14 protein-coding genes are annotated in these 20217 nt (G+C 58.5%); 4 read left to right on the top strand and 10 right to left on the bottom strand.

Going from position 1 to position 20217, the window contains the following annotated elements; genetic code table 11:
* Position 1: 1 nt before the first annotated feature.
* The 5 genes from DY251_RS13280 to DY251_RS13300 form a co-directional block, all read right to left on the bottom strand.
* Entirely contained in the window at positions 2 to 2218 is a 2217-nt protein-coding gene (locus tag DY251_RS13280) for a 3-hydroxyacyl-CoA dehydrogenase NAD-binding domain-containing protein (protein WP_116624382.1), read from the bottom strand.
* 120 nt (positions 2219 to 2338) lie between these two features.
* Positions 2339 to 3547 carry an acetyl-CoA C-acetyltransferase gene (locus DY251_RS13285; protein ID WP_116624383.1) on the bottom strand — a complete coding sequence of 403 codons (1209 nt, stop codon included), beginning with the start codon at positions 3545 to 3547 and terminating at the stop codon, positions 2339 to 2341.
* Positions 3548 to 3574: 27 nt separating this feature from the next.
* Entirely contained in the window at positions 3575 to 4744 is a 1170-nt protein-coding gene (locus DY251_RS13290) for an acyl-CoA dehydrogenase family protein (protein ID WP_116624384.1), read from the bottom strand.
* Positions 4745 to 4771: 27 nt separating this feature from the next.
* Positions 4772 to 6568, bottom strand: a complete 1797-nt coding sequence (locus DY251_RS13295; RefSeq protein ID WP_116624385.1) for an acyl-CoA dehydrogenase C-terminal domain-containing protein — start codon at positions 6566 to 6568, stop codon at positions 4772 to 4774.
* 173 nt (positions 6569 to 6741) lie between these two features.
* Positions 6742 to 7194, bottom strand: a complete 453-nt coding sequence (locus DY251_RS13300) for a MerR family transcriptional regulator (protein ID WP_170971383.1) — start codon at positions 7192 to 7194, stop codon at positions 6742 to 6744.
* Positions 7195 to 7542: 348 nt separating this feature from the next.
* Here DY251_RS13300 and DY251_RS13305 point away from each other — a divergent pair, with 348 nt between their 5' ends.
* The 3 genes from DY251_RS13305 to DY251_RS13315 all read left to right on the top strand — a co-directional run bounded on the left by DY251_RS13305 (position 7543) and on the right by DY251_RS13315 (position 12829).
* Positions 7543 to 10947, top strand: coding sequence for a peptidoglycan-binding protein (locus tag DY251_RS13305; RefSeq protein ID WP_116624387.1), 3405 nt, complete (start codon positions 7543 to 7545; stop codon positions 10945 to 10947).
* A 176-nt stretch (positions 10948 to 11123) separates the two neighbouring features.
* Positions 11124 to 12056 (top strand): sulfite exporter TauE/SafE family protein, encoded by a 933-nt coding sequence (locus DY251_RS13310; RefSeq protein WP_116624388.1) that lies wholly within the window; start codon positions 11124 to 11126, stop codon positions 12054 to 12056.
* The gene (locus DY251_RS13315) at positions 12053 to 12829 is read left to right on the top strand and encodes a TIGR02186 family protein (protein ID WP_116624389.1); all 777 of its coding nucleotides are present in this window, start codon (positions 12053 to 12055) and stop codon (positions 12827 to 12829) included. The genes DY251_RS13310 and DY251_RS13315 overlap by 4 nt, the downstream gene beginning before the upstream one ends.
* Here DY251_RS13315 and pdeM read toward each other — a convergent pair whose 3' ends face one another.
* Positions 12830 to 13540 (bottom strand): ligase-associated DNA damage response endonuclease PdeM, encoded by a 711-nt coding sequence (pdeM, locus tag DY251_RS13320; RefSeq protein ID WP_116624390.1) that lies wholly within the window; start codon positions 13538 to 13540, stop codon positions 12830 to 12832.
* Positions 13537 to 16038: a ligase-associated DNA damage response DEXH box helicase gene (locus DY251_RS13325; RefSeq protein WP_245415955.1), complete on the bottom strand. Its 2502-nt coding sequence runs from the start codon at positions 16036 to 16038 to the stop codon at positions 13537 to 13539. Before DY251_RS13325 ends, pdeM begins: the two co-directional genes overlap by 4 nt.
* 171 nt (positions 16039 to 16209) lie before the next feature.
* On the opposite strand from DY251_RS13325, the gene DY251_RS13330 reads away from it, so the two are divergent.
* Complete coding sequence (locus DY251_RS13330) at positions 16210 to 17376, top strand: acetyl-CoA C-acyltransferase (protein WP_116624447.1); 1167 nt, start codon at positions 16210 to 16212, stop codon at positions 17374 to 17376.
* 204 nt (positions 17377 to 17580) lie between these two features.
* On the opposite strand, the gene modA is transcribed toward DY251_RS13330, so the two are convergent.
* From modA to DY251_RS13345, 3 genes are all read right to left on the bottom strand, one after another.
* Entirely contained in the window at positions 17581 to 18369 is a 789-nt protein-coding gene (gene modA, locus DY251_RS13335; RefSeq protein WP_116624392.1) for a molybdate ABC transporter substrate-binding protein, read from the bottom strand.
* Positions 18370 to 18498: 129 nt separating this feature from the next.
* Positions 18499 to 19335, bottom strand: a complete 837-nt coding sequence (locus DY251_RS13340; protein WP_116624393.1) for a dipeptide ABC transporter ATP-binding protein — start codon at positions 19333 to 19335, stop codon at positions 18499 to 18501.
* Complete coding sequence (locus DY251_RS13345; protein WP_116624394.1) at positions 19332 to 20216, bottom strand: ABC transporter ATP-binding protein; 885 nt, start codon at positions 20214 to 20216, stop codon at positions 19332 to 19334. Before DY251_RS13345 ends, DY251_RS13340 begins: the two co-directional genes overlap by 4 nt.
* Position 20217: the final 1 nt, after the last annotated feature.

The following is a 20217-nucleotide window of genomic DNA, read 5'->3' on the forward strand; positions in this document are numbered from 1 at the left end:
CTTACGCCGCTTGCTTGGACGAGTCCTTATAGGGGTCGAAGCGCTTGTAGAATGTGTCGTCCGTCCCGGCCATTTCCGAGAGCAACTTCGGTGCCTTGAAGTCTGCACCATATTTCTTCTGAAGCGCTTTCGCTTGCTTCACGAAAGCTGCCGTACCCATGAAGTCGATATAGGAAATTGCGCCACCCGTATAAGGCGCGAAGCCGAAAGCGAGTATCGAACCGACATCGGCCTCGCGAGGATCGGTGACGATGCCTTCCGCCATGACACGCGAAGCTTCCAACGCGATGGTGGTGAGGAAACGCTTCTTGAGTTCCTCGAAGTCGATCTCTTCCGGCTTGCGCTGCGGATAGAGGTCGGCGAGGCCGGGCCATAGCTTCTTCTTCGCGGGCTTTGGCGGATAATCGTAAAAGCCCTTGCTGTTTTTACGGCCAAGGCGACCATGCTTATCGACCATGATGTCGATGAGCTTCATCTGCGCCGGATCCACCGCATTTTCGCCGAGGTCACGAACTGTCTGATGCATGATCTTCTGCGCCAGATCGACCGCAGTTTCGTCGGTGAGCGCAAGCGGACCCACCGGCATGCCCGCCGATTTGGCAGCATTCTCGATCATCGCGGCGGGAACGCCCTCGATCAGCATCTTGTAGGCTTCCGACATGTAACGCAGTACGCAGCGGTTCACGTAGAAACCGCGCGTGTCATTGACCACGATGGGCGTCTTCTTGATCGCCCGCACGTAGTCGATGGCGACGGCCAGCGCCTTGTCACCTGTCTTTTTGCCGAGAATGATTTCCACCAGCATCATCTTGTCGACAGGTGAGAAGAAGTGAATGCCGATGAAGTTTTTCGGGCGGACGGAGTTCTTTGCCAGCGATGTGATCGGGATCGTCGAAGTGTTGGAAGCAAACACGGCGGTGGATTTCAGCACCGCCTCTGTGTTTTCCGTGGTCGCCTTCTTGACCTGAGAGTCCTCGAAAACAGCCTCGATCACCAGATCGCAGCCCCGCAGGTCGGCGTAGTCTGCGGTAGGCGTGATGAGCGACAAAAGCTTGTCCTTGTCGTCGGCCTTGGCGCGGCCTTTCTTGATAGCATCGGAGATGATGCTTTCCGAGTGCGCCTTGCCCTTCTCTGCCAGCGCAACTTCGCGGTCGAGCAGCACCACAGGGATGCCCGCTTTTGCAGTGACATAGGCAATGCCCGCGCCCATGAAGCCAGCGCCAACAACGCCGATCTTCTTGAACTTGGTTTCCGGAACGCCCTCGGGACGGCGCGCGCCCTTGTTCAACTCCTGCAAGGAGACGAAAAGCGAGCGGATCATCGCCGCCGCTTCCTTGGACTTCATGATTTCCGTGAAATAGCGGCGCTCGATCTTGAGGCCGGTGTCGAACGGAACCAACAGCCCCTCGTAGACGCAGTTGAGGATGGCAATCGCTGCAGGATAGTTGCCGTAGGTTTCGCGGCGAAGGATAGCTATTGCCGGTGGCCAGAGATTTGCCCCTGCGGCGGAGTAAACGGGACCGCCCGGCAGCTTGAAGCCCTTCTCGTCCCAAGGCTGGACCGGCTTGAGGCCGTCTTTAATCATCTGCTTTGCGGCGTTGATGAGTTCACCCGGTTCAGCAACCTGATGCACCAGGTTTATGCCCTTGGCCTTCTGCGCCGAGAGCGTTTGGCCGGAGGTCAGGAACTGCAGTGCAGATTGCGTATCTGCCAAACGGGGAACGCGCTGCGTTCCGCCCGCACCGGGGAAAATGCCGACCTTCACTTCGGGAAGGGCAATTTTCACCTTGTCGGAATTTGCCGCAACGCGACCATGACAGGACAGCGAAAGCTCGAACGCGCCGCCCATGCAGATGCCGTTAATGGCCGCTACCCACGGCTTGCCGCTGGTTTCAAGCTTGCGGAAAAGACCAGTCAAATGGCCGGTGCTGTCAAAAAGCGTTTGCGTCGCCTTTTCCAGATCTTTCACGCTGTCACGAGCGAACGCTCCCACCTGCCCCTGAAGCATTTTGAGGTCCGCACCACCGGAAAAGCTGTCCTTGCCCGAGGTGATGACCGCGCCCTTGATCGATGCATCGCCCGCAATCTGGTCAACAATCTTGTCCAGCTCGCGGATCACGCTCTCGTCGATGACGTTCATCGACTTGCCGGGCATGTCCCATGTGACGAGCGCAATGCCATCGGCATCGGTTTCGACCGTGAAGTTTGTGTATGTCATTGGAGAATTTCCTCCTGATCAACTCAACTAGGTCTGCGGTGTCCGCGACCGGGAAAATGTTGCCCCTCATCCGGCCCTTCGGGCCACCTTCTCCCCGTAAACAGGAGAAGGAAGGGAGCGCTAAACGCGTTCGATGATCGTTGCGGTGCCCATGCCGGCACCGATGCAAAGCGTAACCAACGCGGTGTTGAGGTTGCGGCGTTCAAGCTCGTCAAGAACGGTGCCGAATACGATTGCACCGGTTGCGCCGAGCGGGTGGCCCATCGCAATCGCGCCGCCGTTGACGTTGATCCTGTCGGGCGAAATTTCGAACGCCTGCATGTAGCGCAGCACGACCGAGGCGAATGCTTCGTTCAGTTCGAACAGATCGATGTCCTTGAGCGTCATCTTCGCGCGCTTGAGAAGCTTTTCGGTTACGTCCACCGGTCCGGTCAGCATGATGGCCGGTTCGGAGCCGATATTGGCGAACGCCCGAATGCGCGCGCGCGGCTTCAAATCCATCGACTTGCCCGCCTTTTTTGAGCCGAGAAGCACGGCAGCCGCGCCATCCACGATGCCGGAGGAGTTGCCAGCGTGGTGAACGTGGTTGATCTCTTCGAGTTCAGGATAGCGCTGGACCGCGACAGCGTCGAACCCGCCCATTTCGCCGGGAATGACGAACGATGGATTGAGCGAGGCAAGCGACTGCATGTCCGTGCCGGGGCGCATATGCTCGTCATGATCGAGGATGGTCAGGCCGTTGACATCTTTCACCGGCACGACTGACTTTTTGAAATAACCCTTTTCCCAAGCATGTGCGGCGCGCTTCTGGCTCTCGACCGCATAAGCGTCCACATCGTCACGCGAGAAGCCGTATTTGGTAGCGATGAGATCTGCCGAAATGCCCTGCGGCACGAACCAGCCGGGGAAGCCCACGGCGGGGTCCATGTACCAGGAGCCGCCCGACATGCCCATGCCGACGCGAGACATGGATTCCACGCCGCCTGCAATGACGATTTCATCAGCACCCTGCGCGATCTTCGCCGCGCCGAGATTGATGGCGTCGAGACCGGATGCGCAGAAGCGCGAAATCTGGATCCCCGGCGCCTTGTTGTCGTAGCCTGCTTCAAAAGCGGCGGAGCGGGGAATGACCGCGCCGGCTTCGCCGACCGGATCGACACAGCCGAAAATGATGTCATCGACGGTGCTGGTGTCGAGACCATTGCGGTCGCGCAGTGCGGTCAGGGTCGTGGCGGCAAGGCGCGGCGTCGGCACTTCATGGAGCGAACCGTCCTTTTTGCCGCGTCCGCGCGGGGTGCGCACCGCATCATAGACAAATACATCTGCCATCCTGCTTCTCCTTGTCGCTGACGGCGCTCAGAGCGAGCGCGCAATCAGAACCTTCATGATTTCATTGGTTCCGCCATAAATGCGCTGAACGCGCGCATCGCGGAACATGCGGGCAATCGGGTATTCGTTCATGTAACCGTAGCCACCGAAAAGCTGCAGGCATTCGTCGACGACTTTGCCCTGCAAATCGCTGAGCCAGTATTTCGCCATCGAAGCCGTGACCGGGTCCAGCCCGCCATTGATATGGCGCTGAACGCAATCATTGTAGAAGATGCGGCCGATGGTGATTTCGGTTTTAAGTTCGGCCAGCTTGAACTGCGTATTCTGGAAGTCGATGACGGCCTTGCCGAACGCCTTGCGCTCTTTCACATATTCGATGGTCACGGCAAGAGCGCGCTCGGCCATCGATATGGCCTGCGTGGCAACCAGCAAGCGCTCCTGTGGAAGCTGCTGCATAAGCTGAATAAAGCCCTGCCCTTCTTCCGACCCAAGCAGGTTTGTGGTGGGAACGCGCACATCGTTGAAAAACAATTCCGACGTGTCGTTGGCCTTGAGGCCGATCTTGTCAAGGTTGCGGCCACGCTCAAAGCCTTCCGCACCGTCTGTTTCGAGCACGATCAGCGAAGTGCCTTTCGCGCCCTGGCTCGGATCGGTCTTGGCGACAACAACGATAAGATTGGCGTTCTGGCCGTTGGTGATGAACGTTTTCGAGCCGTTCAGCGTGTATTGATTGCCGGATTTTTCGGCGCGGGTTTTTACGCCTTGCAGGTCGGAGCCCGCACCCGGCTCGGTCATGGCAATTGCGCCGATCAACTCGCCGGTCGCCATGCGTGGCAGCCAGCGCTGCTTCTGCTCCTCGCTGCCATAATGCAGGATATAGGGCGCGACGATTGCGTTGTGCAGCGCTATGCCGAATCCATCCGTACCGACGTGGCCCAAGGCTTCCGCGATGGCGCTCTCATGCGCGAATGTGCCGCCGGAGCCGCCATATTCTTCAGGCATGGAGGCGCAGAGCAGGCCGTTTGCGCCGGCCTTTTCCCAAGCCGCACGCTCCACGATTTCGTTCTTTTCATATTCGTCATATTTCGGCGCAATCTCGTTTTCGAGAAAGCGCACGGACATATCGTAGAGCATGGCAACATCGTCTGTTGCCCAAGCAGGCTTCGGCAGGCCCAGAACTTCAGATGCACTCGCCATGTTTCCTCCCGGCGGTGTGACGACTGTTTAGAACGCTTCCGCAGGCAGCGCCATCATAGACGCGGAGCCGCTGGAAATGCGCGCAAGATGCGCTGCCGTTTCCGGCATGATCCGCTCCATAAAATAGCGCGCCGTCACCAGCTTGCCTTCGTAGAAATCGGCGGTGCCGTTTGCTCCTTCGGCCAGCCGCGCCTGCGCAACCTTCGCCATTTTAGCCCACATATAACCGAGCGATACAAGACCAAAGAGGTGCATGTAGTCCGTGGAGGCTGCGCCAGCGTCATCAGGATTTTTCATACCGTTCTGCATGAGCCAAAGAGTCGCCGCCTGAAGATCGTTCAGACCCTTTTTTAGCGCCTTGGTGAACGGAGCCATCTTTTCATCGGAGCGGTTTTCTTCGCAGAAATCGCCCACTTCCTTGAAGAAATGCTGCACGGCGCGGCCACCATTTTGTCCGAGCTTGCGGCCAACCAGATCAAGCGCCTGAATGCCATTTGCGCCTTCATAGATCATGGCGATGCGGGCATCACGCACGAACTGGCTCATGCCATGCTCTTCGATGTAGCCGTGACCGCCGAAAACCTGCTGCGCCATGACCGCGTGCTCAAAGCCCTTGTCGGTCAGCACACCCTTGGCGACCGGTGTCATGAGCGCAAGGTGATCCTCTGCTTCCTGACGGTCGGCATTGTCGCCAGAGCGATGCGCAATGTCAGACTTGAGAGCAGTCCAAAGCATGAATGCGCGGCCACCTTCATTGAACGCCTTCATCGTCATCAGATTGCGACGAATATCGGGGTGAACGATGATCGGATCGGCCTTCTTGTCCGGCGCTTTCGGTCCGGTCAACGAGCGACCCTGCAAACGCTCTTTCGCGTAGCTGACGGCGTTCTGATAGGCCACTTCCGATAGCGCCAGACCCTGTGCGGCAACGCCGAGACGTGCCTCGTTCATCATGGTGAACATGGCTTTCATGCCGCCATTGATTTCACCGATGAGATAACCTTCGGCCTCGTCATAATTCATGACGCAAGTGGCGTTGCCGTGAATGCCCATCTTCTCTTCGATCGAGCCGCAGGACACGCCGTTGCGCGTTCCGGGATTGCCATCCGCATCGAGAATGAACTTCGGCACGATAAAGAGTGAAATGCCCTTGATGCCATCCGGCGAACCTTCAGCGCGCGCCAGCACGAGGTGGACGATGTTCTCCGACATGTCGTGCTCACCGGCAGAGATGAATATCTTTTGGCCGGAAATCTTGTAAGCGCCCTTGCCATCCGGCACGGCCTTGGTGCGCAGCAGACCAAGATCAGTACCGCAATGCGGCTCGGTGAGGTTCATGGTGCCAGTCCACACGCCTTCCACCATTTTCGGCAGCCAGGTGGCTTTTTGCTCGTCCGACCCGTGAACGTGAATCGCAGCTATGGCGCCGTGGGTCAGGCCCGGATACATCATCAACGCCATATTGGCTGAGATGAAATACTCGCTAACCGCCTGATTCACTGAATACGGCAAGCCCTGCCCACCATGTTCGGCGGGAATTGCGAGGCCCATCCAGCCGCCTTCGCGATAGGCATCATAGGCAGGCTTGAAGCTCTTCGGCGTTTTTACCGTAGCGTCGGCGTTGCGGGTGCAGCCTTCAACGTCGCCATCGCGGTTTGTTGGCTGGATCACGTTTTCGGCCAGCTTGCCTGCCTCGCCCAGAATCGCCTCCAGCATATCACCGCTTGCATCTGCAAAGCCCGGAAGATTGCTGTAACGCTCGAAACCGAGAACTTCGTTCAGCACAAAAAGCGTATCTTTGACCGGGGCCTGATAGATCGGCATGCGTTCCTCCACAAACAGATCAGAATTTGTCCTGTGATCCTTACGCGATCACGAGACTGGGATAGGGGCAACAGCAATGTTCTGCTGAGCCCTATTTAGTTGACGTTTGCGTAAACGTCAATTTGCAAAATGCACGCGAACGATGACCTGTTCGTGAGCGTGCGGCCGCATTGTCAGTTGCTTTGACGCGGGCTTTCGCCGGTTCTTTTTGCAAGATCGGCGCGAACGACTTCCATAGCGCCAGTCAGTTCGCCGATTGCATCATCAATGAGTGCGCGCTGCTTTTCCAGACGAAGAAGCTGCTTCTCCGACTTCTCAAGCGTTACCTTGAGCTGGCGCGTATTCGATCCGCTCGGTTCGTAAAGATCGAGCATCTGCTTAACTTCCCGCAGCGAGAAGCCGGCCTTGCGGCCCAAAAGGATAAGCTTCAGCCTCGCCTTGTCGCGCCGCGTATAAAGGCGCATTACCCCGTCGCGCTTGGGGCTTATCAGGCCCTTGTCCTCATAGAAGCGAAGCGTGCGCAACGTGATGCCGAACTGCTTTGCAAGTTCGCCGATACGCTCATATTCGCCGGTTTCGGCATCGAGAGCCGCAGGCTCCGGTGCAACCGAAAGATTCGTGTTCATGTCCATGATCCTTGCGCAGGCGCGCACATCTCAGCGCATCGCCTTCCCGTCAAAAGTTAAAAAGGAGCGCACTGGTCCCCGCCTGACGCCCTTACGTTTACGTAAAGGAAATATAACGCCGTGCGGATTGCGATGCAAGATGCAATCAAATGGTAATGGAGGTTAACCGAACATTTACCACGTTCGGCGAAAGCTGCGCATGCTGGTCTCCCGTGACTATTGTGTATTGAATTTTTCACGGTTCTTCGCTGCGCAAACGCCGGAATCGTTCCGGTCGCTGTCCACGATTGAAACCGGCCATCTTGGCGGTAACCCGGCTGCACTTCGCGGCCAAGCAGGACGGTCTCAATGGAAAGCAGGCGATCCTATCTCGATTCAGTCAACGAAGGCAGGCAGCGCAAGCCTTCGGCCAGTCTGGAGCATCTCAGCCGTTCGCTCGAACAGCTTGAGCAACAGCTCAGCCTGCGCCAGCGCGCACAGCAAGTGGTTCGCGCGCAGGCTCAGGGAGCCTATGCCGACGAGCGCCCGGCGCCGCACTATACCGAGCAGCGCGACGCGGCCTGGGGCAAAAGCGACCCATACGAAAATGTTGAGCGCGTCACCCGCGAATTTCAGACATTGCGCGCCGAGATGCTGAATTCCAACCTCGCGCGGCAGGACCATATTCGCGAGCAGGTGGGAAGTGATCTGCGCCGCGAGTTCAACGCGCTGCGGCGCGAACTCGAACAAAGCTATGAATCCGCCAATGCGCAAACCGGCGCAAAGCTCGATGCCGAAATTGCGCGTTTGACAAAAGCCATTCAGCACTCGAAAGACAAGTCCGACGACAAGGCGGTTAATCTGCTGCGGCTGGAAATCGAGCAGATCAAGAATTCAGTCGCCGGCCTTGCGCGGGAAGACTCCGTGCTGGCCGTCACCGCGCGCTGGGACGAATTTGAGCGCAATATGGGTCAGTCCGGTTTCGATCAGGCTATCGAAGCCTTAAGCACGCGCCTGGAACAAATCAGCGATGCAATCGGCACACTGCCTGAGCAGATTTCAGTCGACCGCGTTGATTCAAAACTGCGCAATCTCGCCGAAGTAATCGAGCGGTTCGTCCAGCAGGAAAGCGAGCGTAACCAGCCCCAAGCCATCAATGCGATTGAAAGCAGGCTGGAGGAAATATCCCGGTCGATCGTCGCGATTTCGATGGCGGACCAGAAGAATGCCTTCGATCCGTCGCTGATAGAGAAGTTGGATTCTCGCATCGTCGCGCTTGCCCGCCAGATCGAAGATGGCGCGGGCCAGACCGATGATGTTATCGTTCAGCGCCTCGACGTGATTTCCGACCGGATCGAGAAGCTGGTCGCAGCGGGCAGCATGACTGCCGCTACGGACGAGATGACCAAGGAACTGAACAATATCAGCAAGAAGCTGGCGGCGGCGGCGTTTCCGACCGGCATCGACAAGAGCATCGAGCAGCTTGAACAGCGGCTGGTCAATATTTCCAAGCAGATCGAAACGCAGGCCGCGAGCGACGACGCAATACTCGGTTTGCAGCAGCGGCTGGACGCGCTGACCGACAAGCTGGATGCCAATCAGTCGGAGCCGCTTGATCCTGCATTGATAAGGGCACTGGAGGCACAGCTTTCCGCCCTTTCAGCGCATCTCGACCAGCCGAATCCAACAATTGCTGAAGTTGTGGAACTGGCTCCACGGCTCGAGCGCATTGAAGCTGCGGTATCCGGAAGCAAGGACGGGCTGATTGAGACGGCGCGGTTGGCTGCGGAGGAAGTTCTGCGCAACTTCGCCGGTTCGCCGATTGAAGCGGCAGCAATAGCCGGTCTGACAGACGATCTGAAGTCTTTGGAAGGCCTGACGCGCGATGCAGATGATCGCAACACGCGCACCTTTGACGCGATCCACGAGACGCTTATCAAGATCATCGACCGGATCGGTCAGCTTGACGTCAGCGAACAATATGTCGTCAGCAATGACGCACCGCTCGCAATCGCCGAAGCAGTGGTTGAGGAAGAGCAGGAGGAAGCACCCAAACTGGACGTCGGGCAGGCGCCATCCATCGATATGGATGAAGTGCCACCTATCGACGAAGATTCGGCAAGCTTCGAGTTCAATTTCGAGGCGGCGCCCGTACCGGGTCAGGTTGCCGAAGCAGATACGGATGAAGAGGTCACGGCAATAGCTGAAGTCGAGAGCGTGGTTGAGGATGCACCCGCTCCGGCTCCAGCGAAGGTGAGCGGCTGGAAACGCATATTCCGCAAGAAGGAAAAGACCGAGGCGCCAGCCGCAACGAGCGAGCCTACCTTGGAGATGCAGGCCGAAGATCTCGACGCAAACAGGCCGCTGGAACCGGGCTCTGCCGCGCCGGACCTCAACGCAATCATCCGCCGCGTGCGCGAAAACCGTGACGACCTCGGCACGGAAGTTGAAAGTGATACGTCGCGATCGGATTTCATTGCAGCAGCGAGACGCGCGGCACAGGCAGCCGCAGCGGAAGCCGAACTGCTCAAGAAAGACGAGAATGGCGAAAAGCCGGGTCGCAAGTCGGTACTCGCCAGCATTCTCAAAGGACGCCGCAGGCCGATCTTGCTCGCGGTTGCAGCGATCATGGCGGCACTGGCTGGGCTTCAACTCGGAAAAGCCTTCGTCAAGGATCCGGTTGAAATCGCTGGTGGCAATACCGGACCGGTAGCCGAAATTGCGGCGACGATGACGCCCGTAAGCGCGCCAAAAATGGAAGTTGCTGCTCCCGCAGTGAAGAGCGAGACGGTGAAGGCTGCGGCTGACGACGGCGACAGCGGACCCGATACAACACTGACAACAGCCAGTGTGACGCCGGCATCACCCGACGACCGCGTTGCGGCCGCAAGCGCGCCGGTGACGGCAGCAGCTGCTACTTCGACCGAGATTCCGGCGCAGGTGGGACCGCTCGCGCTTCGCGAGGCCGCGCAGAACGGCGATGCAAAGGCGCTTTACGTAATCGGCTCGCGGCTGGCGGAAGGTGCTGGCCTTGCAAGCAACATGCAGCAGGCTTCGGGCTGGTTCGAAAAGTCAGCAGAACTGGGCTACGCACCCGCGCAATTCCGCATTGGGAACCTGTATGAAAAGGGCCTCGGCGTAACGCGCGATTTCGACAAGGCTCGGAGCTGGTATCAGCTCTCGGCAAATCAGGGCAACGCCAACGCGATGCACAATCTCGCGGTGCTTTATGCAACCGGTGCGGACAAGGCGCCGGACAATGAAGCCGCCGTGCGTTGGTTCACCAAAGCAGCCGCGTTTGGCGTGAAAGACAGCCAGTACAATCTCGGAATTCTTGCGGCCAAGGGCGCGGGCATGCCTCTGGATATGGAGCAGGCGTACAAGTGGTTTGGCCTCGTGGCTAACACTGGCGACCGCGATGCAAGCGACAAGCGCGACGAGGTTGCCAAGGCGATGAGCCCTGACCAGCTCAACCAGGCCAAGCAAGAGATAGCCGCATGGAAAGCACAGCCGCAGGACCCTGCCGCCAATGAGGTCGAGATTCCCGACGCATGGCAGGAGGCACCGAGCAGCACAGCCAAAGTCGACATGGATAAGGCTATCCGCAACGTGCAGGCGCTGCTCAACAAGGCGGGATATGATGTTGGAATGGCTGACGGGATGATCGGGAACAAAACGCGTCAGGCAATCGCCGCCTTCCAGGAAGATCACGGAATGCAGCCCACAGGGCGCATCGACGAAAGCATGGTTAAGGCGCTCCTCGCCAAGAACTGAGACTTTTTCGCTACTTAGTGAAAGCAAAGAATGGTTGAAAGCCGCCATCAGGGCGGCTTTCTTCTTTCCATTCCGCCGCAATATCGGCACAACTAATGCCTAGAAATTCTGAGCATTGCGGGGCGGCGAAGGGGGCTAAATTCCCATCACCGTCAGTTATATAATTGAGTCTGCCGGTGGGTGTTTATCTCCCGATTGCTGAAATGTCGGTCAACGCCCTTGTCCTGCTGGCCATGGGCGCGGCGGTCGGCTTTTTGTCCGGGCTTTTCGGCGTCGGCGGCGGCTTTCTGATTACCCCGCTGCTTATCTTCTATAATGTGCCGCCTGCAATTGCTGTTGCCACCGGCGCGAACCAGGTTATCGCTTCGTCCTTCTCCGGCTCTTTAACGCACTTCAAACGCGGAACGCTGGATTTCAAACTGGGGCTGATGTTGCTCGCGGGCGGTCTGGTTGGGTCCACCATCGGCGTCTATGTGTTCGCGCTGCTGCGCAGCGTTGGCCAGTTGGACCTGTTTATCTCACTGCTCTATGTGGCGTTGCTTGGAACAGTTGGCGGGCTGATGCTGGTTGAAAGCGTCAATGCCCTGCGCGCAACGCGCGGGGGTGCGGCAGCGCCAGCGCTAAAGAAACCCGGCCACCACAACTGGATTCACCGCCTGCCGCTCAAAATGCGCTTTCGCGCTTCCAAGCTTTTCGTCAGCGTCATTCCAGTGCTGATTATCGGCGCGGTGATTGGCTTTCTCGCGTCGATCATGGGTGTCGGCGGCGGCTTCATCATGGTGCCAGCGCTGATCTATCTGCTGAAAGTGCCGACCAATGTGGTTGTTGGAACTTCGCTGTTTCATATCACTTTCACAGCGGCGTTCACGACGATTGTGCACGCCACGACCAACCAGACTGTAGACATAGTACTGGCGCTGCTTCTGATGCTTGGCGGCGTTCTTGGCGCACATTACGGCACCAAAGCCGGACGAAAATTGCGCGGCGAACAATTGCGTGCGCTGCTGGCATTGCTGGTTCTGGCCGTTGCCATTCGCCTTGGCGTGGATCTTTTCGTGCCACCCACAAGCCCCTATTCGCTGACCACGCTCGAAGGGTCAGGCCAATGAGGTGGGCACTTCTCGCTTTTACGCTTCTGCTCCTGCCCTCTATCGCTCGCGCGCAGATCGTCAACGAGGAGTCTATCCAGATCGGGCTTTCTACAGATCATGTTGCGCTGACTGCCGGCTTTTCAGGAGCCGACCTCACAATCTTCGGTTCAGTCGAAAATGCTGATCCGCAGGTTACGCGGCGCGGCGGCTATGATGTGATCGTTGTGCTTGAAGGACCATCGGATGCGGTGGTTGTACGCCGCAAACAGCGCGTGCTTGGCATGTGGATCAACACGCGGTCCGAGACATTCGTGAATGTGCCGATTTCCTATTCTGTCGCGACGACGCGGCAACCGCAGGACATAACCGATCCCCAGAGCTACAAGCGACTTTCACTCGGGGCGGACAATATCTTCCTCCAGCCGCTGAACAAGCATTCGGGCCCGGTTACCATCCAGGAATTCACCGACGCGCTGCGTGAGCGCAAAAAGGCGACGAGCCTCTACAGCACCAATTATGGCGGCGTGCAGTTTCTTTCCCAAAGCCTGTTTCGCGCGACCTTGCGTCTGGCTCCAGATGTGCCGGTCGGCACGCATCGCGCGCGCGCGTTCCTGTTCAAGAACGGAACTTTTGTGAGCGAATCCTCGGCACAGCTTGAAATTCGCAAGTCGGGTTTTGAACAGTCAATCTTCGACTATGCGCATCAGGACAGCTTTACGTACGGCATTTTCGCCGTCTTCCTTGCCATGCTGACCGGATGGCTGGGGCAACTCGTGTTCCGCAAGGAATGATCAACCCGGCCTGAGCAAGGAGCTGGCAATCGGGTAAACCTGCCTGTCGCCAAGCATATAGGCCATGAAGCGCTCCCACGCGAACAGCCCACGATATGCATGGTCCATCACATTGAGCGAACCGGTGAACGCGCCAAAGGCAGGCATGATGAGGCGCGCGCCATCCGACGCGAAACAACGCCGACGAACCGAGCGCCCGCGCTGCACGATGCGCGCGCACGGGTGCAGATGGCCCGCAATTTCGCCCGGCACCGCATTGCGTGACGGCTCATGCCGGAATGCCAATCCGGCAATCGCAATCTCCTGCACGCATGAGCCGGGAAGGTCGGCAGGAACATCAGGATCGTGGTTGCCCGCAACCCAGATCCATTCGCGACCCAACATCAGCGCTTCGAGTTGCACACGGAACGCGGCAGGCAGGCGCGCCGCGCCCTCGCCATCATGGAAGCTGTCGCCAAGGCTGAGCACAATGCGCGGCGCGTAGGTGGCGAGTACGGATTGAAGCCTGAGCAAGGTTGCGGCGGTATCATAGGGCGGCATCAGGCGACCACGCCGCGCTAAGGATGAACCTTTTTCCAGATGCAGATCCGACACGACGAGCAGCCCAAGCTCGGGAAAATACAGTGCGCCGCTCGGGTCGCAGACTGCAGCATTATCGGCCACGACAATGTCGCCCGAAAAGCTTCTGCGGTGCGCGGCATGCTCGTTCAAGCTGATCCCTCTTCCGGTCCCATCGCTTCTTCTATCAATGTTGCCGCTTCGGCCAGCAAAGTGTCGTTGGCCTCGCCCTTCACGCTTTCCTTGCCGATTTCAAGCATGACCGGCACGGCAAGCGGCGATATGCGCTCTAATGGCTTATGCACGATTCGCCCGCGAATGCGCGAGAGCATATCGCCAAGTCTCCTGACATCGAGCAACCCCGCAGCAGCATCCGCACGGGTGGCTTGCAACAGAATGTGATCCGGCTCATGCGCGCGCAGAACGTCATAAATGAGGTCTGCGGAGACGGTGATCTGGCGGCCATTCTTCTCCTGTCCGGGAAATTTCTTCTCGATCAGGCCAGCAATGACGGCGCAATTTCGAAACATGCGCTTGAGCATCCAGCTTTCATTCAGCCATGCATCGAGATCGTCACCGAGCATGTCTTCATCGAAAAGTTCGGAAAGTGATGGCTTGCGGGATTTAAAGCGGACGCCCAGATCATCAAGCGCCCACACGCCGAGCGAATAGTCAGTCGCGACAAAGCCCAGTGGACGCGCACCCGCACGCTCCAGCCGCCTGGTCAGCAACATGCCAAGCGTCTGGTGCGCGAGCCTTCCCTCGAACGGATAGCAAACCATGTAGTGGCGATCGCCGCGCGGAAAGGTTTCGACCAGAAGATCGCCCCTGCCCGGAAGCACGGATTTTTCCTGCTGCGTGCGCAGCCAATCCGACACCTGATCGGGCAGCGCATTCCAGCGCGACGGGTCCGACAGCAGCGAGCGCACACCATCGGCAAGATAAGTCGATAGCGGGAACTTGCCGCCCGCATAAGATGGAACGATGATCTGCGCAGCAGAGCCGTTCGACACATAGCACTCGTTCTCGCGAATACCTTCGAAACGCAGGATCTTTCCGGCAAACAGGAAATTGTCGCCGGGACGAAGCGCCTCCGCGAAATATTCCTCGACCTTGCCGAGCACCGCTCCGCCGCGCGAAACACCGCCCCTGCCCTGCCGCACATAGCGCACGTTCAATTCCGGCATTTCGACAATTGTGCCGACATTCAGCCTGTATTGCTGGGCAACGCGCGGGTTGGATACTCGCCATAGCCCGTCCTTATTCTGACGGATGCGAGCATATCGCTCGTAGGTTTTCAGCGCGTAGCCGCCGGTCGCCACGAAATCGACAACGCGGTCAAAGGTCGAGCGGTCAAGCGTGGCATATGGTTCGGCGCTGCGCACTTCATTGAAAAGGCTGTCCGCATCGAATGGCGCGCCGCAAGCGCAGCCAAGAATATGCTGGGCAAGCACATCCAGCGCGCCCACGGCCAGCGGCGGCGTATCCTGCGCGCCGACCGCATTTGCTTCCAGCGCGGCACGGCATTCCAGCACTTCAAAACGGTTTGCCGGCACGAGTATCGCGCGGCTGGGCTCGTCCATGCGGTGATTTGAACGCCCGATGCGTTGCGCCAGACGACTTGCGCCCTTCGGCGCTCCAACATGCACGACCAGATCAACATCGCCCCAATCAATGCCAAGATCGAGCGTGGAAGTGGCGACGATGGCTCGCAGTTCATTGCCCGCCATTGCCCTTTCGACTCGCCGCCGCTGGCCAACATCAAGGGAGCCGTGATGCAGCGCAATGGGCAAGGCGTCTTCATTCACTCGCCACAACTCTTGAAACAGAAGTTCCGCCTGGCTGCGTGTATTGACGAATAAAAGCGTCGTGCGGTGCTCTTTGATTGCGCGGTAAACGTCTTCGACGGCATAGCGCGCGGAATGGCCTGCCCACGGCACGCGCTGTTCAGAGTCCAGAATCGTGATGTGCGGTTTCGCTCCGCCCGACACCGTTATGAGGTCTGCCAGCGCCGCATCTCTGTTCTGTGGCACGAGCCATTTCTGCAATTGTTCCGGCTCCGCGACGGTGGCCGAAAGTCCGATGGTTTGAAGCTCTGGACGCAGCTTGCGCAGACGCGCCAAGCCCAGCGCCAGAAGGTGGCCGCGCTTGGATGTCACCAGCGAGTGCAGCTCGTCAAAAATCACATAGCGCAGGTCTTTGAAAAAGCGTTGAGCGTCATTAGCTGCAATCAGCAGGGCTAGCTGTTCGGGCGTGGTCAGCAGGACGTCGGGCGGGACGAGCTTTTGACGCTGGCGTTTGTGTTGAGGCGTGTCGCCTGTGCGGGTTTCCACGCTGATGGGCAGACCCATTTCCGCGATCGGACGCCCAAGATTGCGTTCAATATCAACCGCCAACGCTTTTAGCGGCGAGATATAGAGCGTGTGAATGCCGCGATGCGCCTCGCCCGGTTTGCGCTTCGAGCGAACGGCCAGATCGGTCAGCGTTGGGAGGAACCCGGCCAGCGTCTTGCCCGCGCCCGTGGGCGCAATCAGCAGCACGGATTTGCCCGCCTGCGCCCTGCCGAGCAGTTCCAGCTGGTGCGCGCGCGGCGACCAGCCACGCTCCGCGAACCATTTCACGAAGGGTTCGGGCAGAGCGGCTTGGCTCACCTGCGCTATCGGATGCTCTTGCCGGGTCACACGCGACAGGTAGCGCGGCTTTCCTCAAAGGAAAAGAAAAAAGAACAAAAAGGGATCATTTCTTGTTGGCTCAAAGAGCCGACCATTGCTTTCGCGCCCGCCATCCGCCACATGAAGGCCAGTGAATCAGGGAGCATGAATATGTCCAGCCACGATCCAATTGTCATTGCAGGCGCAGCTCGAACGCCGATGGGAGCCTTTCAGGGCGCATTCAAGAGCGTTGGCGCGACAGAACTCGGCGCTGCCGCGGTTCGTGAAGCTGTGGCGCGCGCCGGAATCGCGGCAGACGCCGTCGATGAGGTAATCATGGGCTGTGTGTTGCCTGCCGGTCTCGGACAGGCTCCCGCCCGTCAGGCGGCGCTCGGCGCGGGGCTGCCGCTCAGCGTGCCGTGCGCGACGCTCAATAAGGTTTGCGGGTCGGGCATGAAGACGACCATGCTTGCGCATGATCTTATCGCAGCGGGCAGCGCAGACATCGTGGTTGCGGGCGGCATGGAATCCATGACCAACGCGCCGTACCTGCTGGACAAGGCGCGCGGTGGTTATCGCATCGGCCACGGCAAGCTTTACGACCATATGTTCCTCGACGGCCTCGAAGACGCCTATGACAAGGGCCGCGCGATGGGCACTTTTGCCGAGGACACCGCGCAGCATTATCAGTTCACCCGCGAGGCGCAGGACGAATATGCGCTGACCTCATTGCAGCGTTCGCTGAAGGCTATTGCGGACGGAGCGTTCCGGTCTGAGATCGTATCGGTCGCGGGCGTAGTTGACGATGAGCAGCCGTCTAAAGCCAAGCCGGAAAAGATTCCACAGTTGAAGCCCGCTTTCCGCGAAGGCGGCACGGTGACCGCTGCGAATTCGTCTTCCATTTCAGATGGTGGTGCGGCGCTGATCATTACGCGCCTCTCCACGGCGGAGAAGAACGGCATGACGCCTTTGGCGAAGATCCTCGGCCATGCCAGCCACGCGCAGGAGCCCGCATGGTTCACCACCGCGCCGGTTTTCGCGATGCGCAAGCTGCTGGAACGGCTCGGCTGGAAATCGTCGGACGTCGATCTCTATGAAATCAATGAGGCGTTTGCGGTGGTCGCGATGGCAGCGATGCGCGAACTCGATCTGCCGCACGATAAGGTCAATGTGAACGGCGGCGCCTGCGCGCTCGGACACCCTATTGGCTGCTCAGGCGCACGCATAATAGTCACGCTGCTTGCGGCATTGAAGGCTCGCGGCGAAAAGCGCGGCATGGCATCGCTCTGCATCGGCGGTGGCGAAGCCACCGCGCTAGCAGTCGAGATTATGCAGTAGGATTTTTTGGTTGGCGTGGTGAAGGAAATATCCCTCATCCGCCTGCTGGCACCTTCTCCCTCAAGGGGAGAAGGGGATAATTGAGACGTTTCGCACTACTTGCTAACGATCGTGCTTGAAACCAGCATTGAAACAGCTGCCTTCTCCCCTTGAGGGAGAAGGTGCCGACAGGCGGATGAGGGGTGTTCATGTCCCTCGTAAGTCTCAGTTCGACAGCGGTTGGTTGAGCCAGCTAAAGCCTTCTTTTTCGAACAGTGCTTTCGCCTTGTCGGTCTGGAGGCAGGCTTCGAACTTCGCCGCTTCCGGGTCCTTCGTAGAGGCGGTCAGGCCGATCGGGTAAACGATCGGAGCGTGCGAATCTTCCGGGAACGTGTCGATGATCTTCACATTCGGGTCAGCGGCGGCGTCGGTCTGGTAGACAATGCCGAGCGCTGCTTCGCCGGTCGAAACGAACTTCAACGCAGCACGAACATTCTCGGCCTGCGCGACTTTCGACGAAACGCCATCCCACGCACCAAGCTTTTCCAGCGCGGCCTTGCCGTATTTACCAGCAGGCACCGAATCCACATTCGCCATTGCCAGTTTACCATCGCCGACTGCGGCACCAAGATCAAAGCCCTGATCGATCTTCACATCGGCCTTGGAATCCTTCGGCGCGATCAACACGATGCGATTGCCGAGCAGGCGCACTTCACTGGCCTTCTGCGTCAGACCCTTTTCCGACAGATATTTCATCCAATCGAGATCGGCTGAAATGAACACGTCCGCAGGTGCGCCCTCTTCAATCTGTTTGGCGAGCGCCGAGCTTGCGGCATAGGAAATGTTGGCCTTGGCACCAACATCGGTTTCGCAGGCGGCGTTCACATTGTCCAAGGCGTTTTTGAGGCTTGCAGCCGCGAAAACAACCAGCCCGTCATCAGCAGAAGCTGGCGTGACAGAAAGGGCGCCCAGAAAACCCGCGACGACAGCAGAAAGAATCAAACCACGCTTCATAAAAACCTCCCGGCGAAAATTGCGTTATGTTCATATGAACACAACACATTGCAGCACGCAACGCGGCGGTTTCTGAATTAGCTTAAATTTGTTGGCGCAGGCGACTCATGCGAAATGGTCAACTGACTATCAGGCGGCAACCTTCTTCCGGGCGAGACGCGCCTTGATGGAATCAACAGTGGCACGCGGCGTCGCGGCAAACAGCGATTTGGTATAAGCGTGCTGTGGATTGGCAAACACTTCATCGCGCGGGCCGTATTCGACCGCTTCGCCGAAATACATGACCATTACGTCGTCGGCGATGTAGCGCACGACTGACAAGTCATGGCTGATGAAGACGTAGGTAAGCTGGAACTCGTCCTGCAAATCGGCGAGCAGATTCAGCACTTGCGCCTGCACGGAAAGGTCGAGCGCGGAAACGGGCTCGTCAAGCACCAGCAGGCTGGGATTGAGCATCAGCGCGCGCGCAATCGCGATGCGCTGGCGCTGGCCACCGGAAAACATATGCGGATAGCGATTGAAGTGGATTTCCTGCAAGCCGACCTTCTTGAGCATGGCCATTGCGCGCTCGTTGCGCTCGCTCGCCGGCATGTTGGTGTTGATGAGAAGTGGTTCGGCCAGCACGTCGCCGATCTTCTGACGTGGGTTTAGCGAGCCGTAGGGGTTCTGGAAAACGATCTGCACTTTGCGGCGCATTTCGGTCGTCAGACCACCCTTGGTGATATCGATCTTGTGGCCGTCGATCAGCAGGTCGCCGGAAGTTGCAGGATCGATCAGCGTGATGATGCGCGCCAGCGTGGACTTGCCGCATCCGCTTTCGCCGACAATCGCCAGCGTCTTTCCTTTTTCAACGGAAAAGTTGACGCCTTTGACAGCGTGGACTGTGCGGGCGCTGCTGAACATGCCGCCGGGAATATGGTAGTCCCGGACGATATTGCGCCCCTCGAGAACGATGGGTTCGCTCATAGCGGAGCCTCCAGCGGCGGCGTTTTCACGGCAGTCGATGCCTCAGCGGGACGTTCATCGACAAACAATTCGGTGATGGTCGGCAGGCGGTCGCCGGTCGCGTTGTCTGGCAGCGCAGCGAGCAGCGCCTTTGTGTAATTGCTCTTTGGGGACTCGAAGAGCGAGAGCACATCCGCCTCTTCCATCTTGCGACCCTTGTACTGGACGACGACGCGATCCGCCGTCTCCGCCACCACGCCCATATTGTGCGTAATCATGATGAGGCCCATGCCGTGTTCAGCCTGCAAGCCCATGAGCAGGTCGAGAATCTGCTTCTGGATTGTCACGTCGAGCGCGGTCGTCGGCTCGTCCGCGATCAGCAGTTTCGGATTGCAGGCGATCGCGATGGCGATCATCACGCGCTGACATTGGCCGCCCGACATCTGATGCGGATAATGGCCGAGTCGCTCGGCAGGGTCCGGAATGCCGACCGCCTTGAACAATTCAATGGCGCGGGCGCGGCGTGCGGCCTTGTCCAACTTCATGTGGACACGCAGCACCTCCTCGATCTGGAAGCCCACCGTGAAACAGGGATTCAGGCTGGCGACGGGCTCCTGAAAGATCATGGCGATATCCTTGCCGATCAGCTTTCTGCGATCCGCATCGCTGATGTCCAGCAAATCGCGACCGTTAAAGGTCATCTTGTCGGCTGTGACCTTTGCAGTCCATGGCAGCAGCCCCATGACGGCAAGCATGGAGACGGATTTTCCAGAACCGGATTCGCCAACGATCGCCAGCACTTCGCGCTCGTGGACTTTCAGCGAAACACCATCCACCGCGCGGAACATGCCGGACGCGGTCTGAAATTCGACGACAAGATTTTCGATTTCCAGCAGCGCCATG

It is taken from the genome of Mesorhizobium denitrificans, assembly GCF_003403035.1.
GTDB classification, from domain to species: domain Bacteria; phylum Pseudomonadota; class Alphaproteobacteria; order Rhizobiales; family Rhizobiaceae; genus Mesorhizobium_G; species Mesorhizobium_G denitrificans.